Here is a 16,582-nt window from a genome sequence, read left to right as displayed (position 1 = left end):
CCTCTGAGTGGAGCCTGCCGTGACCTCCTTCTGCGATTACCTGGTAAGCCATCTGATCGAGCAGGAGGTTGCGCTGTTCTCCGCGTCTTCCCGCCTGAAGGCCGAATCCGATCCGGAAGCGCTGCACGACCTGCGCATCGCCGTACGCCGGTTGCGCAGCCTGCTGCACCCGGTGCGCGGCATGCCCGGTATCGACGAGCTGGAGCAGGCACTGGGCGACATGGGCCGGCTCAGCGGCCCGCTGCGCGACCTCGAAGTGTTGCTGCCGGTGCTGGAGGCCGAGGGCTATGAGCGTGCCGCCGCGCTGCGCCGGCCGGCGTTGATCTCCGGCTACGCCACGCTGCTTGCCAGCCCGCAGTGGGAGCGTCTGCTGATGCGCCTGGACGGCTGGCCACAGCTGTGGCGCACGTCCGAGCGCCACGGCGTGCTCAAGGGGCTGCACCACAAGGTGGAAAAACGCCTGGCCCGGGAGTGGCAGAAGCTGCGCGATGCCCTGAAAGACCCGGCCCACGACCGTCATCGCCTGCGCCTGCTGATCAAGCGGGTGCGCTATTCGCTGGAGGCCTATCCCGAGGAGTCCGCCGTGCCGCAACGCCTGCTGGCGCCGCTGAAGGAGGCGCAATCGGCACTGGGCGACTGGCATGACTACGAGCAGTGGCTGATCCGCAGCGAGCGCGAGCTGGACCTGATGCCGCTGCAACCGCACTGGAACGCCCGCCATGACCTCGCCGAGCGTCTCGCCGACGAGAGCCTGGAGGCCCTGGAGAAGGCTCTGCATAGAGGCCGTTGATGATCGGGCATTTTCTGCAAGGGACAAGGCTTTGGATGGTTTGCCGGTGCCGCCGGTACCCCTAAGATCGCAACCAGTTGCCATTCTCCAGAAGCTTCAGGGAAGTCCGATCATGTCCTTCAGCGAAATGCTCCGGGCGGTGCGTACTGCGCCGTTGTCCATCGTCATCCCCGCCGCCTGGGCCCAGGGCCGCGCCAGTTTCGGCGGCCTGGTGGCGGCGCTGGCCTATGAGGCCATGGCGTCGGTGGCCGAGGCCGGGCGGCCGGTGCGTTCGCTGGCGATCACCTTCGTCGGCCCCATCGAGGTGGAAGTGCCAGTGAGCTTCGAGGCCGAAGTCCTGCGCGAGGGAAAGTCGGTCAGCCAGGTGTTCTGCCGCGCCGTGCAGAACGGCCAGGTCGTGCTGCTGGCTCAGGGCAGCTTCGGCGTGGCGCGCGAATCCAGCGTGCAGATGGAGGGCCTGCCGCCGCCGGCGTTCAAGGCCATCGAGGACTGCCAGGAGCTGCCCTACATCCGCAAGATCATGCCGGCCTTCACCCAGAATATCGCCATGCGCTGGGCCGTCGGGCACATGCCGTTCTCGGCCAGTCGCGAGCGCGAGATGGGTGGCTGGATGCGTTTCCGTGGTGATGACGTGGGCGACGAGCCGATGGAGATCAGCCACCTGCTGGCGCTGATCGACGCCTGGCCGCCGGCCAACCTGCCGCACCTGAAATCGCCTGCGCCCTCCAGTTCGCTGACCTGGACCGTGGAGTTCGTCCAGCCGCTGCCGTCGATGCCGGCCAATGGCTGGTGCCAGTACCTGGCAACCATCGAGCATGCCCGTGACGGCTACGGCCATATTGCGGCGCAGACCTGGTCGGCGGACGGCCAGCTCCTGGCAATCGGCAGGCAGACGGTGACCATCTTCGGCTAGAAGCCTGGCGGCTAGCGACCCGGCGAGGTCTCCGTACGATTGCGCCCGCCGGCCTTGGCCCGGTACAGGGCACGGTCCGCGCGGGCGAGCAGGTCTTCCAGGCGCAGTTCGCCTTCGCGTCGCTCGGCCACGCCGATGCTCAGGGTCAGGCGCACGCGGTTGCCGTCTTCGCTGGTGAAGGACAGCGCCTGCACGCTGTTGCGCACCCGCTCGGCGACTTGCAGCGCCTGCTGCAGGTCGGTTTCCGGAAGGATCGCGGCAAACTCCTCGCCGCCCAGGCGGCCGAGCAGGTCGACTTCGCGCAGCCCCTGGGTGAGCTCCCTGGCCACGGCCTGCAGCACCGCATCCCCGAAGGCATGGCCGTGGCTGTCGTTGATCGGCTTGAAGAAGTCGATGTCCAGCATCAGCGCTGCGCACTGGCGGTCGTAGCGCTGCGCGCTCTTGAGCAGGGCGACGCCGCGTTTGACGAAGGCGTGGCGGTTCTGTAGGCCGGTCAGCGGGTCAGTGGTAGCCAGCAGGCGCAGCTCCTGCTCCATGGCTTTGCGCTGGTTGATGTCGAAGCTCCACACCAGCGAGGCGGGGCGGCCGTCCACTTCCATCTTGCGCGCCCAGACGATCGCCCAGTAAGCGGGGTTGCCCGCCAGACGGGTTTCCCAGCTGTCCAGCTGGCCATTGTCGGCCAGCGACTGGCGGAAGCGCGCTTCCTCGTCCGGGTCATCGAACAGGCGGTGCAGGGTGAAGGGTTCGTGCGGGCGGATGCCAGTGCGCTGCAACAGGCGCGGGCTGACGTAATGGGCGCGGGAGTCTTCGTCACTGAGCAGCGCCACGTCGCTGGGGCTGGTGTCGAGGATGTAGCGCAGCAGTGCCTTGCGTTCGCTCAGCTCCTGGGTGCGTTGTTCGACGCGTTGCTCGAGCGACTGGTTGAGGTCGTGCAGGCGCTGGGTGAGCTGCAGCTTGCGCCGCGAGTTGGCGATCACTCGCAGAGCCAGCAGCACGCTGCACAGGCCGAGGCCGAAGAGCACCCAGGCCAGCAGGTTGAAGGCGCGCTGCAGATCAAGGCGTTCGGCGTCCATGTAGTTGGTCAGGGCGATGTTGGTGACCACCACCAGTTCATGGGTGGGTTCGAGCAGCGGGGGCAGTTCGCGCAGCATCTCGCCGGCCAGCACCTTCGCCGCCGCCGGCTGGCCCCAGGGGGCACGCTGAAGCCAGGCGTCGCTCAGCTGCTGGATCGTCTCCAGCGTCGCCTGCACTTCCGGACGCGGCTCCACCAGGTAGCGGTAGACAGGCGTGGTGCGCAGGGGCGGCAGGAGGCTGGCGAGCACCTCGATGCGGGTCGCCAGGGCATCGCTGTCGCTCTTGCCAGCGAGCACCTGGCGGGCAGTGTTCAGCGAGCGTTCCAGCTCAGCGCGCAGCTGGTAGGCCTGCCACAGTTCACTGTGGGCGTCGGGATGGGCCAGCTGGCGGACGTGCTGGTGCACCATCAGCAGCGCCGCACCGGCGCCGGCGGTCAGCGCGGCGATCAGGCCGCTGAGAATGATGACGGTCAGGCGGCGATGGCGCCGCCTGGGAGGCTGCGGGGGCACGGCGATCACTCCAGGGTAATGCGGCTTACCTGCCAGACGGTGCGGTTGAAGTAGACCTGGGTCCGCAACTCCGGGTGATCGAGCATCGGGTAGATGACGAACAGCGGGCCGCGCTCGGCGATACCGATGGCCTGGCCATCGCGGCGGTAGGCGAGGATGGGGTCGAAGGCGTCGAGGTCGCTCAGCGGAATCAGCGCGGAATAGTCGTTCAGCGCCTCGACCCGCAGGCGCTGGGAATCGGTGCGGTCGAAACCGGCGAGCAGGGTGCTCAGGCGCACGCCCTGCCAGCCATAGACGTGGGATTCGTCAGGGAGCATGGAGCGCCGCTCGGTCTGCGGCAGCGCTTCGAGGTCGCGCAGACTGTAATGGCGCAAGAGCTGCGGCTGGTCCTTCACTGCAATGGTCAGCACGGTGCGCTCGGCCGCCGGTTCCGGGGCTGAGTACGCGGGCATGACAATAAACAGGCAGGCCAGAATGCCAATAAAATGACGAAAAGCCGACATCTCAACAGCTCGTGACGAAATCTCGACGATTATATCGGCGAACCTGCCAGGGACTTGAATGGCCGAAATGCCGCGCCCTGATGTGATGGCCGGCTCAGCCGTTACGATTTCGCCAGGCACGCCACCATTTGCCGCTCAGGACGAAGCGCGGGAAGGTGACGAATTGCTCGACCAGCAGCCGACCGACGGCGTCCTTGCGGTCGCTGAAGGGCTCGGGCGCCTGTTCCTCGAGCTTGTGCCCTCGGCCCTGGATGGCCAGCGAGGCGACCATGCCGATCACCCCCAGCAGGATCGCCGACAGGCTCAGGCTGAACAGCCCGTTGAGCAGCGTCAGGGCGCCGAGGATGAACAGCGGCACGGCGATGATGTGCAGCGCGAGGTTGGTCGGGTTGCGGTGGTTGGCGGCGTAGCCCTGCCACTGCCAGGCGAGGAGGTTGGGGTGACGTTTGCCCATGGTGCTGCTCCCGAGACTGAGAAGCCCGCCTGAGCGCAGGCGGGCGGAATGTCAGCAGTCTAGGTGTTGCCCCGGAGCCGGCGCCAATGGGCGCAGACTATGCGGGCGATAGGGATTACAGGCGCAGCTGGCGGATGGCGCGGCTGAGCTCGCCGGCGAGGTCCGCCAGCTGGTGGCTGGTGCCGGCAGAATCGACGGTCTGCTGCACGGTGTGTTCGGTGACGTCGCGGATGCCCACGACCGAACGGGTCATTTCCTCGGCCACCTGGCTCTGTTGCTCGGCGGCCACGGCGATCTGGGTGTTGCTCTCGCGCATCAGCGCCACGGCCGAGGCGATGGCCGCCAGTGCTTCGCCGGCCTCGCGGGCCTCCTCGACGCAGCCGTCGGCCTTGATCGAGCTTTCCTGCATGAACTCCACGGCGTCGCGGGTACCGGACTGCAGCGCGTTGATCATCTGGGTGATCTCGTCGGTGGAGTCCTGCACGCGCTTGGCAAGGTTGCGCACTTCATCGGCGACCACGGCGAAGCCACGACCCATCTCGCCGGCGCGGGCGGCCTCGATGGCGGCGTTGAGGGCGAGCAGGTTGGTCTGCTCGGCGATGCCGTGGATGACGCTGACTACGCTGCTGATCTTGTGGCTGTCCTGGGCCAGTTGCTGGATCATCTCGGCGGTCTGCTGCACGCCCTGGGACAAGCCAGCGATGGACTGGCCGACCCGACCGACAACCTGCTGGCCGTTGCCGGCGAGGCGGTCGGCTTCCTGCGACTGGTCGCGGGTGTCGGCGGCGTGCTGGGCGATGTGGTGGACGGTGGTGGACATCTCGTTGATGGCGGTGGCCGCCTGGTCGGTCTCGCTCTGCTGGCCGAGCATGCCCTGGCGCACCTGGCCCATGCTGCTGGCGAGGCTGCGCGCGCCTTCGTCGAGGCGCCCGGCGGCCTGGGCGACGGTGCCGACCACGCGCTGGTAGCCGGCCTGCATGGCGTTGAAGGCGGTTGCCATCTGGCCGACTTCGTCGCGGCTTTCCAGCGGCACGCGAGCGGACAGGTCGCCGCTCTTCTCCACGTGGAGCATCACGTCGCGCAGGGTCAGCAGGTGGGTGAGGATGAAGCGGATCAGCAACTGCGAGGCGGCCAGCAGGGCCAGCATCAGCACCAGCACGGCGCCGGCGAAGGGCAGGGCGCGGTCCTCGAAGACGCTCCAGAAGTCGGCGCCGGGGGCAAGCACGGCGACGCGCTGGCCGTTGCCGATGTCCTGCACGTAGGCACCTGCCAGGGCGCCATCGCGGGTCTGCGCGCCCTGCAGGTCAACCCAGCCGCTGGTGCGGGCGAGGGCGGAACCGTCGATACCGGCGATCTGTGGCGCGCTGCCGCTGGCGAAGCTGACGAGGTTCGGCGAAGCCGGCAATGCCGAGCCCGCCGGCCAGTTCTTCAGCAACTGGGCCTGGGCTTCGGCACCCTGGCGTGCCTGCTGGTTGCGCCCGTCGAGTTCCTGGTGCATGGCGAACATGACCAGCAGCAAGGTGGTGACGAAGGCGACCGCGTTGACGGCCCAGAATTTGTACTTGAGGGAAATATCGCGGATCCAGGCGGCCATAAATCTCTTCTTGTCGGTCAAATAATGGCAAGGCGCCATTATTGTCGTGAAAAGGGGGAAGGTTGGCCATTGATACCGATCAAGCCACCTTCTGCCCCCGACATATCGGCCGACGAGCCGCGATCTTGAGAGTTGGTTCAAATTTCCGGCAGGTTGAAAAACGCCCGCGCGCTGGCCGTGGTGTGGGCCGCGACTGCCTCGGTGCTTTCGCCGCGATGCTCGGCGACGCAGGCCAGAACTTCCGGCAGATAAGCCGGCTGGTTGCGGCCACTCTTGGGCTTCGGCCGCAGGGTGCGCGGCAATAGATAAGGCGCGTCGCTCTCCAGCATCAGCCGGCCTTCGGGAATCTCCCGCACCAGTTCCTGCAGATGGGTGCCCCGGCGCTCGTCGCAGATCCAGCCGGTAATGCCGATGTGCAGGTCGAGGTCGAGGTACGAATAAAGTGTGCGACGCTCGCCGGTGAAGCAATGCACCACGGCGGCCGGCAGCTTGTCGCGGAAGTCCTTGAGGATCGCCAGCAGGCGCTCGCCCGCATCGCGCTCGTGGATGAACACCGGCAACTGCAACTCCACGGCGAGGCCCAGCTGTTCTTCGAAAGCCTTCTCCTGCTGCGGGCGCGGCGAAAAGTCGCGGTTGAAGTCCAGGCCGCATTCGCCGACCGCCTTCACCCGGTCCTCGGCCAGCAGGCCGCGAAGAACCTTGGCGCTGCCGCTGTCCCAGTGGCTGGCTTCGTGCGGATGGACGCCGGCGGTGCAGTAAAGACGCTGCTCTTCGTCCCGTTGCCGGCACAGCTCCAGGGCCTGTTCGCTGTCGTCCAGGCTGGTTCCGGTCAGCACCATCTGTACGACGCCGGCCTCGATGGCGCGAGCGAGGACCGCTTCACGTTCCGGGACGAAGCTCGGGTGGGTGAGGTTGACGCCGATGTCGATCAGTTGCATTTTTGTTCCCTTTGTTCGGAAGCGGAGCATAGCAAAAGCCGCTTTTTTGACGAAAATTCTTCAAAAACAACAGGTTGAGGAATATTCCGAAGATCTATCGGAAGTTTCGGGTTGGTGTTTATCCCCTCCTGTGAGAGTCTTGCGCGCCCTTGGCGGCCGGGAACTACCGGTCGAAACCGCACTCTAATCGGCCCACCGCCGAGTGCGAGCCCCCGGAGAGCTGGATGACCCGACTGTTGCTGCTACTGCTGTGCCTCGTGGCCCTGACGCCACTGCCGGCGGCCGCGCGCCTGACGGCCCAGCCGGAAAACTGGGAGCAGGAAAGCAGCGACGCCCGCGACCTGGCCACCATCCGCTCTGGCGGCACCCTGCGGGTTCTGGTCAACCAGAGCCGCAACAGCTCCGGCGAAATCAAGGGCGAGCCGATTGGTATCGAGTACCGCCGCCTGCGTGCCTTCGAGCAGTACCTCAACGACAGCGCCCCGGGGCGCAAGCCGCTCACCATCAAGTTCATTCCCAAGGCCAAGGATCAATTGCTCGGCGCGCTGCAACGCGGCGAAGGCGATCTGGTCGCCCCCGGGGAGGTCCTGTTGGCCCGCGACGGCCAGAACGTCAGCCCCAGCCTGCCGTGGAAGGCCGACGTGCCGTTGGTGCTGGTGACCAAGCAGGGCAACCGCAAGTTCGTGCGCCTGGAGCAGCTCGCCGGCCGCACCATCACCCTGCCGGCCGGCAGCGCCGCTGGCGAGGCCGTGCGCAAGGTCAACGAGCGTCTGGCGCAGAAGCGCATGGCACCGCTGGTGCTGGAGTGGACCGATTCCTCCCTGGCCGTGGAAGATGTGCTGGAGATGGTCCAGGCCGGCATCTTCAACTACACCGTGGTCGAGCAACCCATCGCCGAGCGCTGGAGCAAGGTCTTCACCAAGCTGCGCGTGGACCGTCATCTGGTGCTGGACAACAGCGAGCCGATGGCCTGGTACGTGCGCCGCGACGCGCCGATGCTGCGTGCCAGCGTCAACCGCTTCCTCAAGGACTACCGCGCGCCGGCGGACCAGGACGTGGCCTTCCAGCGCCTTTATCGCCGCGCCTACCAGGTGCGCAATCCGCTGGTCGTGCCTGACCGCAAGCGCCTGGAAGCCGTGCGCCCGACCCTGCAGCGCTACGCCGAGCAGAACAAGGTCGACTGGCTGGCGCTGGCTGCCGTGGCCTTCAAGGAATCCAATCTCAATGCCAGCGCGCGCGGCGCTGGCGGCGCTACCGGGCTGATGCAGATCACCCCGGCGGCGGCCCGCGCCGTGGGCGTGGATACCGTGCACCAGAAGGACAGCAATGTGCAGGCCGCCAGCCGTTACATGGCGATGCTGCGCAAGCGCTTCTTCTCCAGCCCGCGCATCAATGAACGTGACCGCATGGCCTTCGTTCTTGCTGCCTACAACGCCGGTCCCGAGCGGGTGCAAAGCCTGCGCGCGGAGGCCAAGCGCCAAGGCCTTAACCCCAACCAGTGGTTCTTCCAGGTCGAGCGCGTGGCGGCCGAGCAACTGGGCATGGGCGTGGTGAACTACGTCAGCAGCGTCAACAAGTACTATCTTGCATATCAGCGCGAACGTGATGGCCTCGAGCCACGTGAAAGCGTGGCGGCAATCAAGAAGTAATCGGTTTATTCGATAGTTATTAGCGCTATTTTGCGCTTTTGATATCGGAAAAACTGGATATAGTGATCGCCAAGCAACCACGGTTGTCACCCACTTCCTACGCAACCCTTCGCTCCCACTCGAGCTTCCATAAGGACGCACCATGAACTCGCTGATCAAATCCATCCTGACCACCAACGCCGGCGCCGGCATCGCTGTACTGCGTATCACCACCGGCCTGACCTTCATGGCACACGGCTCGCAGAAACTCTTCGGCGCCTTCGGTGGCCCGGGTCTGCAAGGCATGGCGGGCTGGCTGGAATCCCTCGGCGTGACCCCCGGCTACCTGATGGCCGCTCTGGCCGGCAGCGCCGAATTCTTCGGCGGCCTGGCCCTGGTCCTTGGCCTGCTGGTGCGTCTGGCGAGTATCCCGCTGATCGTCGCCATGCTGGTTGCCGTGTTCAGCGTGCACCTGGCCAACGGCTTCTTCATCACCGCCAACGGCTTCGAATACGCCTTCACCCTGATCATGATCAGCGTCGCGCTGCTGATCAGCGGCGCCGGCCCGTTCTCCCTGGACCGCAAGCTGTCCAGCTGATCGCCAAGGCAGTAGCAGAAAGCCGGTAACGAAAAAGGGCGGACACCCAAGGTGTCCGCCCTTTTTGTTTGTCTCTGAATCGGTGGAACGCGATTCAGTGGAAGAGATACTGCACGCCGCCATTGATCAGGCCGCCGCCCACCAGCAGGAAGACGAACAGTCCAGCACCCAGCAGCAGCGGCTTGGGGCCTTCCTTGCGCAGGTCGCCCAGGCGGGTGGCCAGGCCCAGGGCGGCCATCGCCATGCCGAGCATCACATCGTCCAGCTGCTGCAGCGGCGCCAACCAGCTTTCCGGCACCCAGCCCAGCGAGCGCAGGCCGGTCACCAGCAGGAAGAACACGGCGAAGCCCGGAATGTGCAGTTTGCGGCGCGCACCCGGCTCGGCGGCTTCGGCGCAACCCACACGGCCGAGGATCAGCAGGGCCGGGGCCAGCAGCAGGACGCGCAGCATCTTGCTGATCAGCGCGGCGTCGGCAGCGGCGGGGTCCATGGCGCGGCCGGCGGCAACCACCTGGGCGACTTCGTGGATGGTCGAGCCGGTGAACACGCCGAAGGCCTGCTCACTGCCGAACAGGTTGGGCAGCGCAGCGTAGATCAGCGGGTGCAGCAGCATCGCCAGGGTGCCGAACAGGACAACGGTGGCCACCGCGACGGCGGTGTGTTCGGCGCGCGCCTTGAGCACCGGGCTGCTCGCCATCACCGCCGCGGCGCCGCAGATGGCGCTGCCGGCGCCGATCAGCAGGGCGCTTTCACGCGGCAGCTTGAGCCAGCGCTCGCCGATCCACCAGGCGACGGTCAGGGTGCTGGCGACCATCAGCACGTCGATGATCAGTGCGGCCGGGCCGAGGGCGGCGATGTCCTGGAAAGTCAGGCGCAGGCCGTAGAGCACCACGCCCAGGCGCAGCAGTTGCTGGCGCGACAGGTCGATGCCGGGGCGGATGCTGCCGAAGCGGGCCAGGCCCAGGTTGCCGGCGAGCAGGCCGATGAGGATCGCCAGGGTCAGGCTACCGAGCCCCAGGTGTTGCAGCGCGGGGATTTCCATGAGCTGGCGGGAGCCGAAGGCGATGCCCAGGCAGAGCAGGGCACCGGGGGCGTAGTAGGGCAGGCGGCGAAGGGCGTTCATTACAGGCTCCTTGTGTAAGGTGAAGCCATGGTGCCGCCGCCCTGCTTAGTGTAAAAACGGATTGTTCTTATTGGGTTGACCGGTTTTATCGATATGGGCCCGCGCATCACCCTTCGCCAACTGGCGACCTTCACCGCTATCGCCGAACTGGGCAACGTGACCCAGGCGGCAGCGCGCATCGCGCTGTCGCAGTCCGCCGCCAGCCAGGCGTTGCAGGAGCTGGAGCGCGCGCTCGGCACGCGCCTGTTCGATCGTAGCGGCAAGCGCCTGGCGCTGAACGACAACGGCCGCGCCTTCTACCCCAAGGCCAGTGCTTTGCTGGCGCAGAGCGCGGAGCTGGAGAGCCTGTTCGAGTCGGCGCCGGTGCAGCTGAGCCTCGGCGCCAGCCGCAGCATCGGTGGCTATCTGCTACCGCAGGTAATGGCCGGTTTTCTCGGCGAACTGCCCGAAAGCCGTCTGGAGTTGCAGGTTGCCAACAGCGGCGGGGTGATCGAGGCGCTGGCCGAGTTCAGGTTGGACGTGGCCTTCATCGAGGCGCCGATCCAGCATCCGCAGATCCAGCTCACCCCATGGATGGCGGACGAGCTTTTACTCGTAGTGGCGCCGGATCATCCCCTGGCGCTGGCCGAACGCGTCAGCCTGAAGGATTTGTCGGCGGCTCGCTGGGTGCTGCGCGAAGCCGGTTCCGGTACCCGTGTGACATTCGAGCAGCAGGTATTGCCACGCCTGGGCAGTGTCAACGCGCCTCTGGAGGTGAGCAACGCCGAGGCAATCAAGCATCTGGTGGGCAGCGGCTTCGGCATCGGCTGCCTGTCGCAGCGCGTGGTGCAGGCGGAGCTTGCACGCGGCGAACTGGTGCGCCTGGAAAACCCGCTGGGACCGCTGCGGCGTACCTTCTTCCGTGCGCTGCATATCGACAAGTACCCCACGGCGGGCCTGCGTCGCTTTCTCGATTACGCCCAGGGCTGGGCGGCGCGCTCAGACGCTGTCTAGCGGCCACTCGCCGATGGCGCGGTAGCGCACGCCAGTGGGGCTGTTCTCCGAGCTGAACAGCGTCACGGCACGGGCTGGCAGCAGGAAGGAGGCTGCGGCGGCCGGCGTGTGGTGGGTATGGCGAGCGAGGGTGATATGCGGATGGAACGGGCGATGCTCGACCTCGAATCCACTCGTATGCAGCTCCTCGCGCAGGGCGTGCACCAGTCCGTGCAGGGCGGCCGGCGCGTTGCTGGGCGCCAGGTGCAGGATGCCGTTGTTCCAGCGCGCGATGTGGTCCAGTTCAAGGTTGAAGCCTTGGCGTGGCAGGCGTTCGCCGATGGCGCGCAATTCGGCCTTGCGCCCGCGCGGCACGGAGCCGAGAAAGGCCAGTGTCAGGTGCAGGTTGGCCTGGGCTACAGGCTGGCCGTCGTGGTGCAGGCTGTCGCGCCAGGTGCAGATGCGCGCCGCCAGTTCCGCTGGGCAGGGCAGGGCGAAGAACAGCCGCATGGGGGGTGTGGTCATCGACTGAAGTCTCCTTGACAGCTTTGCCGGGGCTTCTCTAGGATGCCGCACAGCGCCGATTTAAGTAGCAACTTGCGGGGCGCGGATGCAGCGATGGCTGACATCGAAATACCGCTAAAGCGCTGGTTCGGTGTGCCTCTCGCCGCGTCCAGCAGGACCCCTGAGGCGGAGACGTGACACCATGACCTGTCCCAACCCGCATGTGCGCCTGGCCCCGATCACCACTGGCCTGGTGCGGCGCAATCCGAAGATTCTCCTGGGCGGCAATCACCAGCCCACCCTTGTCCGTTACCTCGATGGCTGGCCCAAGCGCTGGAACGGTTCGCGTACCTTTCTGATCCAGTTTGCCGAAACCTTTGCCGATCTCGCGCGCTTCCCGACTGACAGTTTCGACTTCGCCGTGGTGCAGTCGCCGGTGGTCGAGCAGTTGGAGTCGGCTGTTCACGAGCTGACCCGTGTGGCCCGGCAGGGCCTGATTACCCGGCGCCCACCGTCGTTCTGATCAGGTAGGCGCGAGCTTGCTCGCGAACGGATTCACCGGCGCCACCAACGCTGGGCGGATTCGCGAGCAAGCTAGCCCCTTCAGATAGGCTCCTTCAGGGATACTCGATTTCCACCACGAACCACATCTTCTCGCCGGACGGGCTGCGCACCATCACCTCGGCGTCCAGCTCCTTGCCCACCAGGGCGCGGGCCAGGGGCGAGTCGATGCTGATGTGGTTGTTGCGCAGGTCCAGCTCATCCGGGCCGACGATGCGGTAGCGGGCCTGTTCGCCGTCCTCGTCTTCCAGGGTGACCCAGGCGCCAAAGTAGACCTTGTTCGGATCCGCCGGGCGCTCGCTGACTACCTTGCAGTTTTCCAGGCGCTTGCGCAGGAAGCGCACGCGGCTGTCTATCTCACGCAGCATCTTCTTGCCGTAGGTGTACTCGGCGTTCTCCGAGCGGTCGCCTTGCGCGGCGGCCTCGCTGACCGACTGGGTCACCTGTGGCCGACGCACGTTCCACAGTTCATGCAGTTCTGCGCGCAGGCGCGCTTCGCCTTCGGGAGTGATCAGCGGGGTACCGGCAGGGCGGGGCGGACGATAGCGGCTCATGGCATCCAGTGCGGCGAGAGTGATCGGGGCAGTCTACCCGATCAGCTCTCGCGCAGCAGGCGCAATGGGCTCACATTGAGCGCGCGGCGGGTGCCCAGCAGGCCGGCGCCGCCCACCAGCAGCGCACCCAGTACCGGCAGCCCCAGCAGCCAGGGATGCGGACTCCACGGCAGGTCGAACACCAGGCGGTAGAGCAGGTAGCTGATCAACTCGCAACCCAGCGCCGCCAGCAGGCCGCTGACCGCGCCGAGCAGGGCAAACTCGCTGCGCCGCGTGCGCATCAGCAGGCCGCGTTCGGCGCCCAGTGCGCGCAGCAGTGCGCCCTGGCGCAGGCGCTCGTCGAGGGTCGCCTGCAGGCCGGCGAACAACACCACGAAGCCGGCGGCGAGGACGAACACCAGCACGTACTCCACCGCCAGCGTCACCTGGTCGAGGATGCTGCGCAGCTGCGCCAGCAGCGCGTCCACTGGCAGCAGGGTGACGGTGGGGTAGGCGCGGGCGAGTTCGATCAGTTGGCGCTCCTGGCTTACCGGCAGGTAGAAGCTGGTCAGGTAGGTCACCGGGAGGTCGGTCAGGGTGCCGGGCTCGAAGACCATGAAGAAATTGGGCTGGAAGTTGTCCCATTTCACCGAGCGCAGGCTGCGGATCTGCGCTTCGCGAGTCTGCCCGGCGACGGTGAAGCTCAGGTGATCGCCGACTTTCAGGCCGAGGTTGCCGGCGAGCTTCTCTTCCACCGAGACACCCGGCAGTTCGCTGTTCTCGCCGGTCTGCCACCAATCACCGGCGACTATCTGGTTGCCCGCAGGCAGGCGTTCCGACCAGGTCAGGCCAAGGTCCCGGTGCAGGGCGCGCTCGCTGCGCACGTCTTCCTTCAATGTCTGGACGGGCTTGCCGTTCACCGCCACCAGCCGGCCAGGCACCATCGGATAGAGGTCTTCGGCGTTGGGCGACAGTGCCTTCACCCGTTGCTCGAAACCGTCTTTCTCGGCCGGCAGGATGTTCAGCGCGAAGTGGTTCGGCGCATTGGGTGGCAACTGGGAATGCCAGGTGTCCAGCAATTCACCGCGCAGCAGGGCGATCAGCGCCATGGCCAGCAGGATCAGGCCGAAGGCGAGGCTCTGTCCGGCGGCGGCCAGCGGGTAACGCAGCAGCTGGCCCAGGCCCAGGCGCCACGGCAGGCTGGCACCCTGGAGGGCGCGGCGCAGGCCACGCAGGGCCAGCAGCAGGGTGAAGCCAAGGATCACCGCGGCGATGGCGCCGCCGCCGAGGAGAGCGAGGGTGAGTTTCAGGTCCAGGCTCAGGCGCCACATGATCAGGCCGAGGGCGAGCAGCGCACAGCCATAGGCGGCCCAGGTGCGCATCGGCACCGGCAGCAGGTCGCTGCGCAGCACGCGCAGCGGCGGTACGCGGCCCAGCGCGGCGAGCGGTGGCAAGGCAAAGCCGGCCAGCGCGACCAGCCCGGTCGCCATGCCGGCGAGCGCGGGGACTATGCCGGCTTCGGGAATTTCCGGCGGCAGCAGGTTGCCCAGCAGGTGCATCAGGCCCAGCTGCGCGAGCCAGCCGAGGAAGGCGCCGCAGACGCTGGCAACCAGTCCCAGCGCGAACAGTTGGCTGCCATACAGCAGAAGGGCTTCGCGGCGCGACAGACCCAAGCAGCGCAGCAGTGCGCTGGCGTCGAAGCGGCGGGTGGCGAAGCGGTTGGCCGACAGCGCCACGGCCACGCCGGCGAGCAGCACAGCGGCAAGGCTGGCGAGGTTCAGGTAGCGTTCGGCGCGGCCCAGGGCATCGCCGATCTGACGGTTGCCGTGGTGCGCGTCCTGCAGTTCCTGGTTGGCGGCCAGGTTGCCTTGGGTAGCTTGCCGGTAAGTTTGCAGCGCATCGTGCGCGCCGCCCCAGAGGTCGCGATAGCGCACCCGGCTGCCGGGCTGCACCACGCCGGTGGCGTCCAGGTCGTGCAGGCTCATCATTACGCGCGGGGTGAGGCTGTAGAAGTCGCCAGCGCGATCCGGTTCATAGGTCAGCACACGGGCGATGCGCAGGGACTTGCGGCCGATGTCGACGCTGTCGCCGATCTTCAGGTCGAGGCTGGCGAGCAGGCGCGATTCGACCCAGATGTCGCCCGGTGCCGGGCGGCCGCCCTCGACTTCCGGCTGCAGGGGGGCAGGCGCGCTCTTCAGTTCGCCACGCAGGGGATAGCTGTCGCCGACGGCCTTCACGCTGCTCAGCTGGATGCCGTTGTCGGTGGCCACCACGCTGGAGAATTCCACGCTCTGCGCGTGCTGCAGGCCGAGCTTGAGGCCGCGGTCGATCTGTTCCGGCTGCGCCGGCTGGGTGCCGGTGAGTACCAGGTCCGCGCCGAGGAATTCGGCGGCGCGCACCAGCATGGCGCCGTTCAGGCGCGCGCTGAAATAACCGATGGCAGAGCTCGCCGCCACCGCCACCAGAAGGGCGAAGAACAGCACGCGCAGTTCGCCGCTGCGCCCCTCGCGCCACAGCTGGCGGAGGGACAGGCGGAACAGGTTGGGCAGCGACAGTGGCTTCATCGGCTCTCGTCCGTCAGGGTTCGACGTGGTCGATCAGGTGGCCGCTTTCCAGGCGGATATGGCGCTGGCAGCGGTGGGCGAGGCGTTCGTCGTGGGTCACCAGGACAAGAGTGGTGCCGCGCTCGCGGTTCAGTTCGAAGAGCAGGTCGCTGATGCGCTCGCCAGTGTGGGTGTCGAGGTTGCCGGTCGGTTCGTCAGCGAACAGTACGTCCGGTTCGGCGGCGAAGGCGCGGGCAATGGCGACCCGCTGCTGTTCGCCACCGGAGAGCTGGCGCGGGTAATGGGTCAGGCGCTGGCCGAGGCCGACGCGTTCCAGCAATTCGCGGGCGCGCTGCTCGGCGTCCTTCCGGCCGTCCAGTTCCAGCGGCAGCATGACGTTCTCCAGCGCATTGAGGCTGTCGAGCAACTGGAAGGACTGGAAGACGAAGCCGACGTGGGCGGCGCGTACTCGCGCGCGCTGGTCTTCATCGAGGCTGCCCAGGGTGTGGCCGAGCAGGACGATCTCGCCGCCGCTGGGCAGGTCCAGGCCGGCGAGCAGGCCGAGGAGGGTGGATTTGCCCGAGCCGGAGCTGCCGACGATGGCGAGGCTGTCACCGCGGGCGAGGTCGAGGGAGAGGTCGTGGAGGATGGTCAGCTTGCCTTCCGCGCTGGAAACAACCTTGCTAAGGTTCCGCGCGGTGAGAATGCTTTCGCTCATGGAGAATCCGATGCGTGCATGGCTAATGGGCGGCTGCCTGGCGTTGCTTCTGATCACGCAGCAGGCCGCGGCGCAGACGCTGTTGGTCGTCGGCGATAGTATCAGCGCCGGTTTGGGGCTGGATACCAGCCTGGGGTGGGTCAACCTGCTGGACAAGCGTCTTCAGGAGCAGGGTTTCGACTACAAGGTGGTGAACGCGTCGATCTCCGGCGATACCACTGCAGGAGGCCTCGCGCGCCTGCCGGCGCTGCTTTCGGAGCAGAAGCCGAAGCTGGTGGTGATCGAACTGGGCGGCAACGATGGCCTGCGCGGAATGGCGCCGGCGCAATTGCAACAGAATCTTAGCGGCATGGTTGAACAGTCGCAGAAGTCGGGTGCCAAGGTGATCCTGCTCGGCATGCGCCTGCCGCCGAACTACGGCCAGCGCTACACCGATGCTTTCGCCAAGGTCTTCGACAGCGTGGCAGGCGAACAGAAGATTGCGCTGGTGCCGTTCTTCCTCGAAGGGGTAGGGGGCGTACAGGGCATGATGCAGGCTGACGGCATTCATCCGGCGGTGGCGGCGCAGCCCAGGCTGCTGGATAACGTCTGGCCGACGCTCAAACCGCTGCTGTGAGGCGACTTTAC

General features: G+C 66.7%; 17 protein-coding genes. 7 read left to right on the top strand and 10 right to left on the bottom strand.

From position 1 onward, the window contains the following. Positions 1-19: 19 nt before the first annotated feature. Both IB275_RS20045 and IB275_RS20040 read left to right on the top strand, forming a co-directional pair. A complete protein-coding gene (locus IB275_RS20045; protein ID WP_192295044.1) occupies positions 20-790 on the top strand; it encodes a CHAD domain-containing protein in 771 nt (256 codons plus the stop codon). Positions 791-902: 112 nt separating this feature from the next. Then, positions 903-1,703, top strand: a complete 801-nt coding sequence (locus IB275_RS20040) for an acyl-CoA thioesterase (RefSeq protein ID WP_081518660.1) — start codon at positions 903-905, stop codon at positions 1,701-1,703. Positions 1,704-1,714: 11 nt separating this feature from the next. Here the strand turns inward: IB275_RS20040 and IB275_RS20035 are convergent, their stop codons facing one another. From IB275_RS20035 to IB275_RS20015, 5 genes are all read right to left on the bottom strand, one after another. Beyond that, positions 1,715-3,292 carry a GGDEF domain-containing protein gene (locus tag IB275_RS20035; protein WP_405307458.1) on the bottom strand — a complete coding sequence of 526 codons (1,578 nt, stop codon included), beginning with the start codon at positions 3,290-3,292 and terminating at the stop codon, positions 1,715-1,717. After that, positions 3,292-3,738 carry a putative pterin-binding protein gene (locus tag IB275_RS20030; RefSeq protein ID WP_225607791.1) on the bottom strand — a complete coding sequence of 149 codons (447 nt, stop codon included), beginning with the start codon at positions 3,736-3,738 and terminating at the stop codon, positions 3,292-3,294. The genes IB275_RS20035 and IB275_RS20030 overlap by 1 nt, the downstream gene beginning before the upstream one ends. Before the next feature lie 145 nt (positions 3,739-3,883). Next, complete coding sequence (locus tag IB275_RS20025; RefSeq protein WP_192295042.1) at positions 3,884-4,243, bottom strand: Mpo1-like protein; 360 nt, start codon at positions 4,241-4,243, stop codon at positions 3,884-3,886. 115 nt (positions 4,244-4,358) lie between these two features. Beyond that, the gene (locus IB275_RS20020; protein WP_192295041.1) at positions 4,359-5,837 is read right to left on the bottom strand and encodes a methyl-accepting chemotaxis protein; all 1,479 of its coding nucleotides are present in this window, start codon (positions 5,835-5,837) and stop codon (positions 4,359-4,361) included. Positions 5,838-5,974: 137 nt separating this feature from the next. Further along, positions 5,975-6,775, bottom strand: a complete 801-nt coding sequence (locus IB275_RS20015) for a TatD family hydrolase (RefSeq protein WP_192295040.1) — start codon at positions 6,773-6,775, stop codon at positions 5,975-5,977. Between the two features lie 224 nt (positions 6,776-6,999). Here IB275_RS20015 and IB275_RS20010 point away from each other — a divergent pair, with 224 nt between their 5' ends. After that, on the top strand, positions 7,000-8,424 hold the full coding sequence (locus IB275_RS20010; RefSeq protein ID WP_192211017.1) for an MltF family protein: 1,425 nt from the start codon (positions 7,000-7,002) through the stop codon (positions 8,422-8,424). A gap of 142 nt (positions 8,425-8,566) precedes the next feature. Further along, positions 8,567-9,001 carry a DoxX family protein gene (locus tag IB275_RS20005; protein WP_017517576.1) on the top strand — a complete coding sequence of 145 codons (435 nt, stop codon included), beginning with the start codon at positions 8,567-8,569 and terminating at the stop codon, positions 8,999-9,001. A 94-nt stretch (positions 9,002-9,095) separates the two neighbouring features. On the opposite strand, the gene IB275_RS20000 is transcribed toward IB275_RS20005, so the two are convergent. Then, on the bottom strand, positions 9,096-10,124 hold the full coding sequence (locus IB275_RS20000; RefSeq protein ID WP_192295039.1) for a YeiH family protein: 1,029 nt from the start codon (positions 10,122-10,124) through the stop codon (positions 9,096-9,098). 93 nt (positions 10,125-10,217) lie between these two features. Between IB275_RS20000 and IB275_RS19995 the strand changes: the two genes are divergently transcribed. Then, positions 10,218-11,117, top strand: a complete 900-nt coding sequence (locus IB275_RS19995; RefSeq protein WP_192295038.1) for a LysR family transcriptional regulator — start codon at positions 10,218-10,220, stop codon at positions 11,115-11,117. Here IB275_RS19995 and thpR read toward each other — a convergent pair. Beyond that, the gene (thpR, locus tag IB275_RS19990; protein WP_192295037.1) at positions 11,103-11,621 is read right to left on the bottom strand and encodes an RNA 2',3'-cyclic phosphodiesterase; all 519 of its coding nucleotides are present in this window, start codon (positions 11,619-11,621) and stop codon (positions 11,103-11,105) included. The genes IB275_RS19995 and thpR overlap by 15 nt on opposite strands. A 181-nt stretch (positions 11,622-11,802) precedes the next feature. Between thpR and IB275_RS19985 the strand changes: the two genes are divergently transcribed. After that, positions 11,803-12,123 (top strand): hypothetical protein, encoded by a 321-nt coding sequence (locus IB275_RS19985; RefSeq protein ID WP_192295036.1) that lies wholly within the window; start codon positions 11,803-11,805, stop codon positions 12,121-12,123. Between the two features lie 94 nt (positions 12,124-12,217). Here IB275_RS19985 and greB read toward each other — a convergent pair whose 3' ends face one another. Genes greB through IB275_RS19970 form a run of 3 tightly spaced genes read right to left on the bottom strand, consistent with a single transcriptional unit; the run spans position 12,218 to position 15,955 of the window. Beyond that, a complete protein-coding gene (gene greB, locus IB275_RS19980; protein ID WP_017517009.1) occupies positions 12,218-12,715 on the bottom strand; it encodes a transcription elongation factor GreB in 498 nt (165 codons plus the stop codon). 41 nt (positions 12,716-12,756) lie between these two features. Beyond that, positions 12,757-15,258, bottom strand: coding sequence for an ABC transporter permease (locus tag IB275_RS19975; protein ID WP_192295035.1), 2,502 nt, complete (start codon positions 15,256-15,258; stop codon positions 12,757-12,759). A 13-nt stretch (positions 15,259-15,271) separates the two neighbouring features. Continuing rightward, positions 15,272-15,955, bottom strand: coding sequence for an ABC transporter ATP-binding protein (locus IB275_RS19970; protein ID WP_151187702.1), 684 nt, complete (start codon positions 15,953-15,955; stop codon positions 15,272-15,274). Positions 15,956-15,965: 10 nt separating this feature from the next. On the opposite strand from IB275_RS19970, the gene IB275_RS19965 reads away from it, so the two are divergent. Next, the gene (locus tag IB275_RS19965) at positions 15,966-16,571 is read left to right on the top strand and encodes an arylesterase (RefSeq protein ID WP_192295034.1); all 606 of its coding nucleotides are present in this window, start codon (positions 15,966-15,968) and stop codon (positions 16,569-16,571) included. Positions 16,572-16,582: the final 11 nt, after the last annotated feature.

The sequence above is a fragment of the Pseudomonas sp. PDM21 genome, from assembly GCF_014852505.2.
In the GTDB taxonomy this organism is placed as follows: Bacteria; Pseudomonadota; Gammaproteobacteria; order Pseudomonadales; family Pseudomonadaceae; genus Pseudomonas.
This window is presented reverse-complemented; position numbering and strand designations above follow the sequence as displayed.

What these genes read in the sequence shown, in the direction of transcription:
- IB275_RS20040 (WP_081518660.1), top strand. Translation starts at nt 903, where the DNA reads ATGTCCTTCAGCGAAATGCTCCGGGCGGTGCGTACTGCGCCGTTGTCC.
- IB275_RS20030 (WP_225607791.1), bottom strand. Translation starts at nt 3,738, where the DNA reads ATGCCCGCGTACTCAGCCCCGGAACCGGCGGCCGAGCGCACCGTGCTG.
- IB275_RS20025 (WP_192295042.1), bottom strand. Translation starts at nt 4,243, where the DNA reads ATGGGCAAACGTCACCCCAACCTCCTCGCCTGGCAGTGGCAGGGCTAC.
- IB275_RS20020 (WP_192295041.1), bottom strand. Translation starts at nt 5,837, where the DNA reads ATGGCCGCCTGGATCCGCGATATTTCCCTCAAGTACAAATTCTGGGCC.
- IB275_RS20015 (WP_192295040.1), bottom strand. Translation starts at nt 6,775, where the DNA reads ATGCAACTGATCGACATCGGCGTCAACCTCACCCACCCGAGCTTCGTC.
- IB275_RS20010 (WP_192211017.1), top strand. Translation starts at nt 7,000, where the DNA reads ATGACCCGACTGTTGCTGCTACTGCTGTGCCTCGTGGCCCTGACGCCA.
- IB275_RS20005 (WP_017517576.1), top strand. Translation starts at nt 8,567, where the DNA reads ATGAACTCGCTGATCAAATCCATCCTGACCACCAACGCCGGCGCCGGC.
- IB275_RS20000 (WP_192295039.1), bottom strand. Translation starts at nt 10,124, where the DNA reads ATGAACGCCCTTCGCCGCCTGCCCTACTACGCCCCCGGTGCCCTGCTC.
- IB275_RS19995 (WP_192295038.1), top strand. Translation starts at nt 10,218, where the DNA reads ATGGGCCCGCGCATCACCCTTCGCCAACTGGCGACCTTCACCGCTATC.
- thpR (WP_192295037.1), bottom strand. Translation starts at nt 11,621, where the DNA reads ATGACCACACCCCCCATGCGGCTGTTCTTCGCCCTGCCCTGCCCAGCG.
- IB275_RS19985 (WP_192295036.1), top strand. Translation starts at nt 11,803, where the DNA reads ATGACCTGTCCCAACCCGCATGTGCGCCTGGCCCCGATCACCACTGGC.
- greB (WP_017517009.1), bottom strand. Translation starts at nt 12,715, where the DNA reads ATGAGCCGCTATCGTCCGCCCCGCCCTGCCGGTACCCCGCTGATCACT.
- IB275_RS19975 (WP_192295035.1), bottom strand. Translation starts at nt 15,258, where the DNA reads ATGAAGCCACTGTCGCTGCCCAACCTGTTCCGCCTGTCCCTCCGCCAG.
- IB275_RS19970 (WP_151187702.1), bottom strand. Translation starts at nt 15,955, where the DNA reads ATGAGCGAAAGCATTCTCACCGCGCGGAACCTTAGCAAGGTTGTTTCC.
- IB275_RS19965 (WP_192295034.1), top strand. Translation starts at nt 15,966, where the DNA reads ATGCGTGCATGGCTAATGGGCGGCTGCCTGGCGTTGCTTCTGATCACG.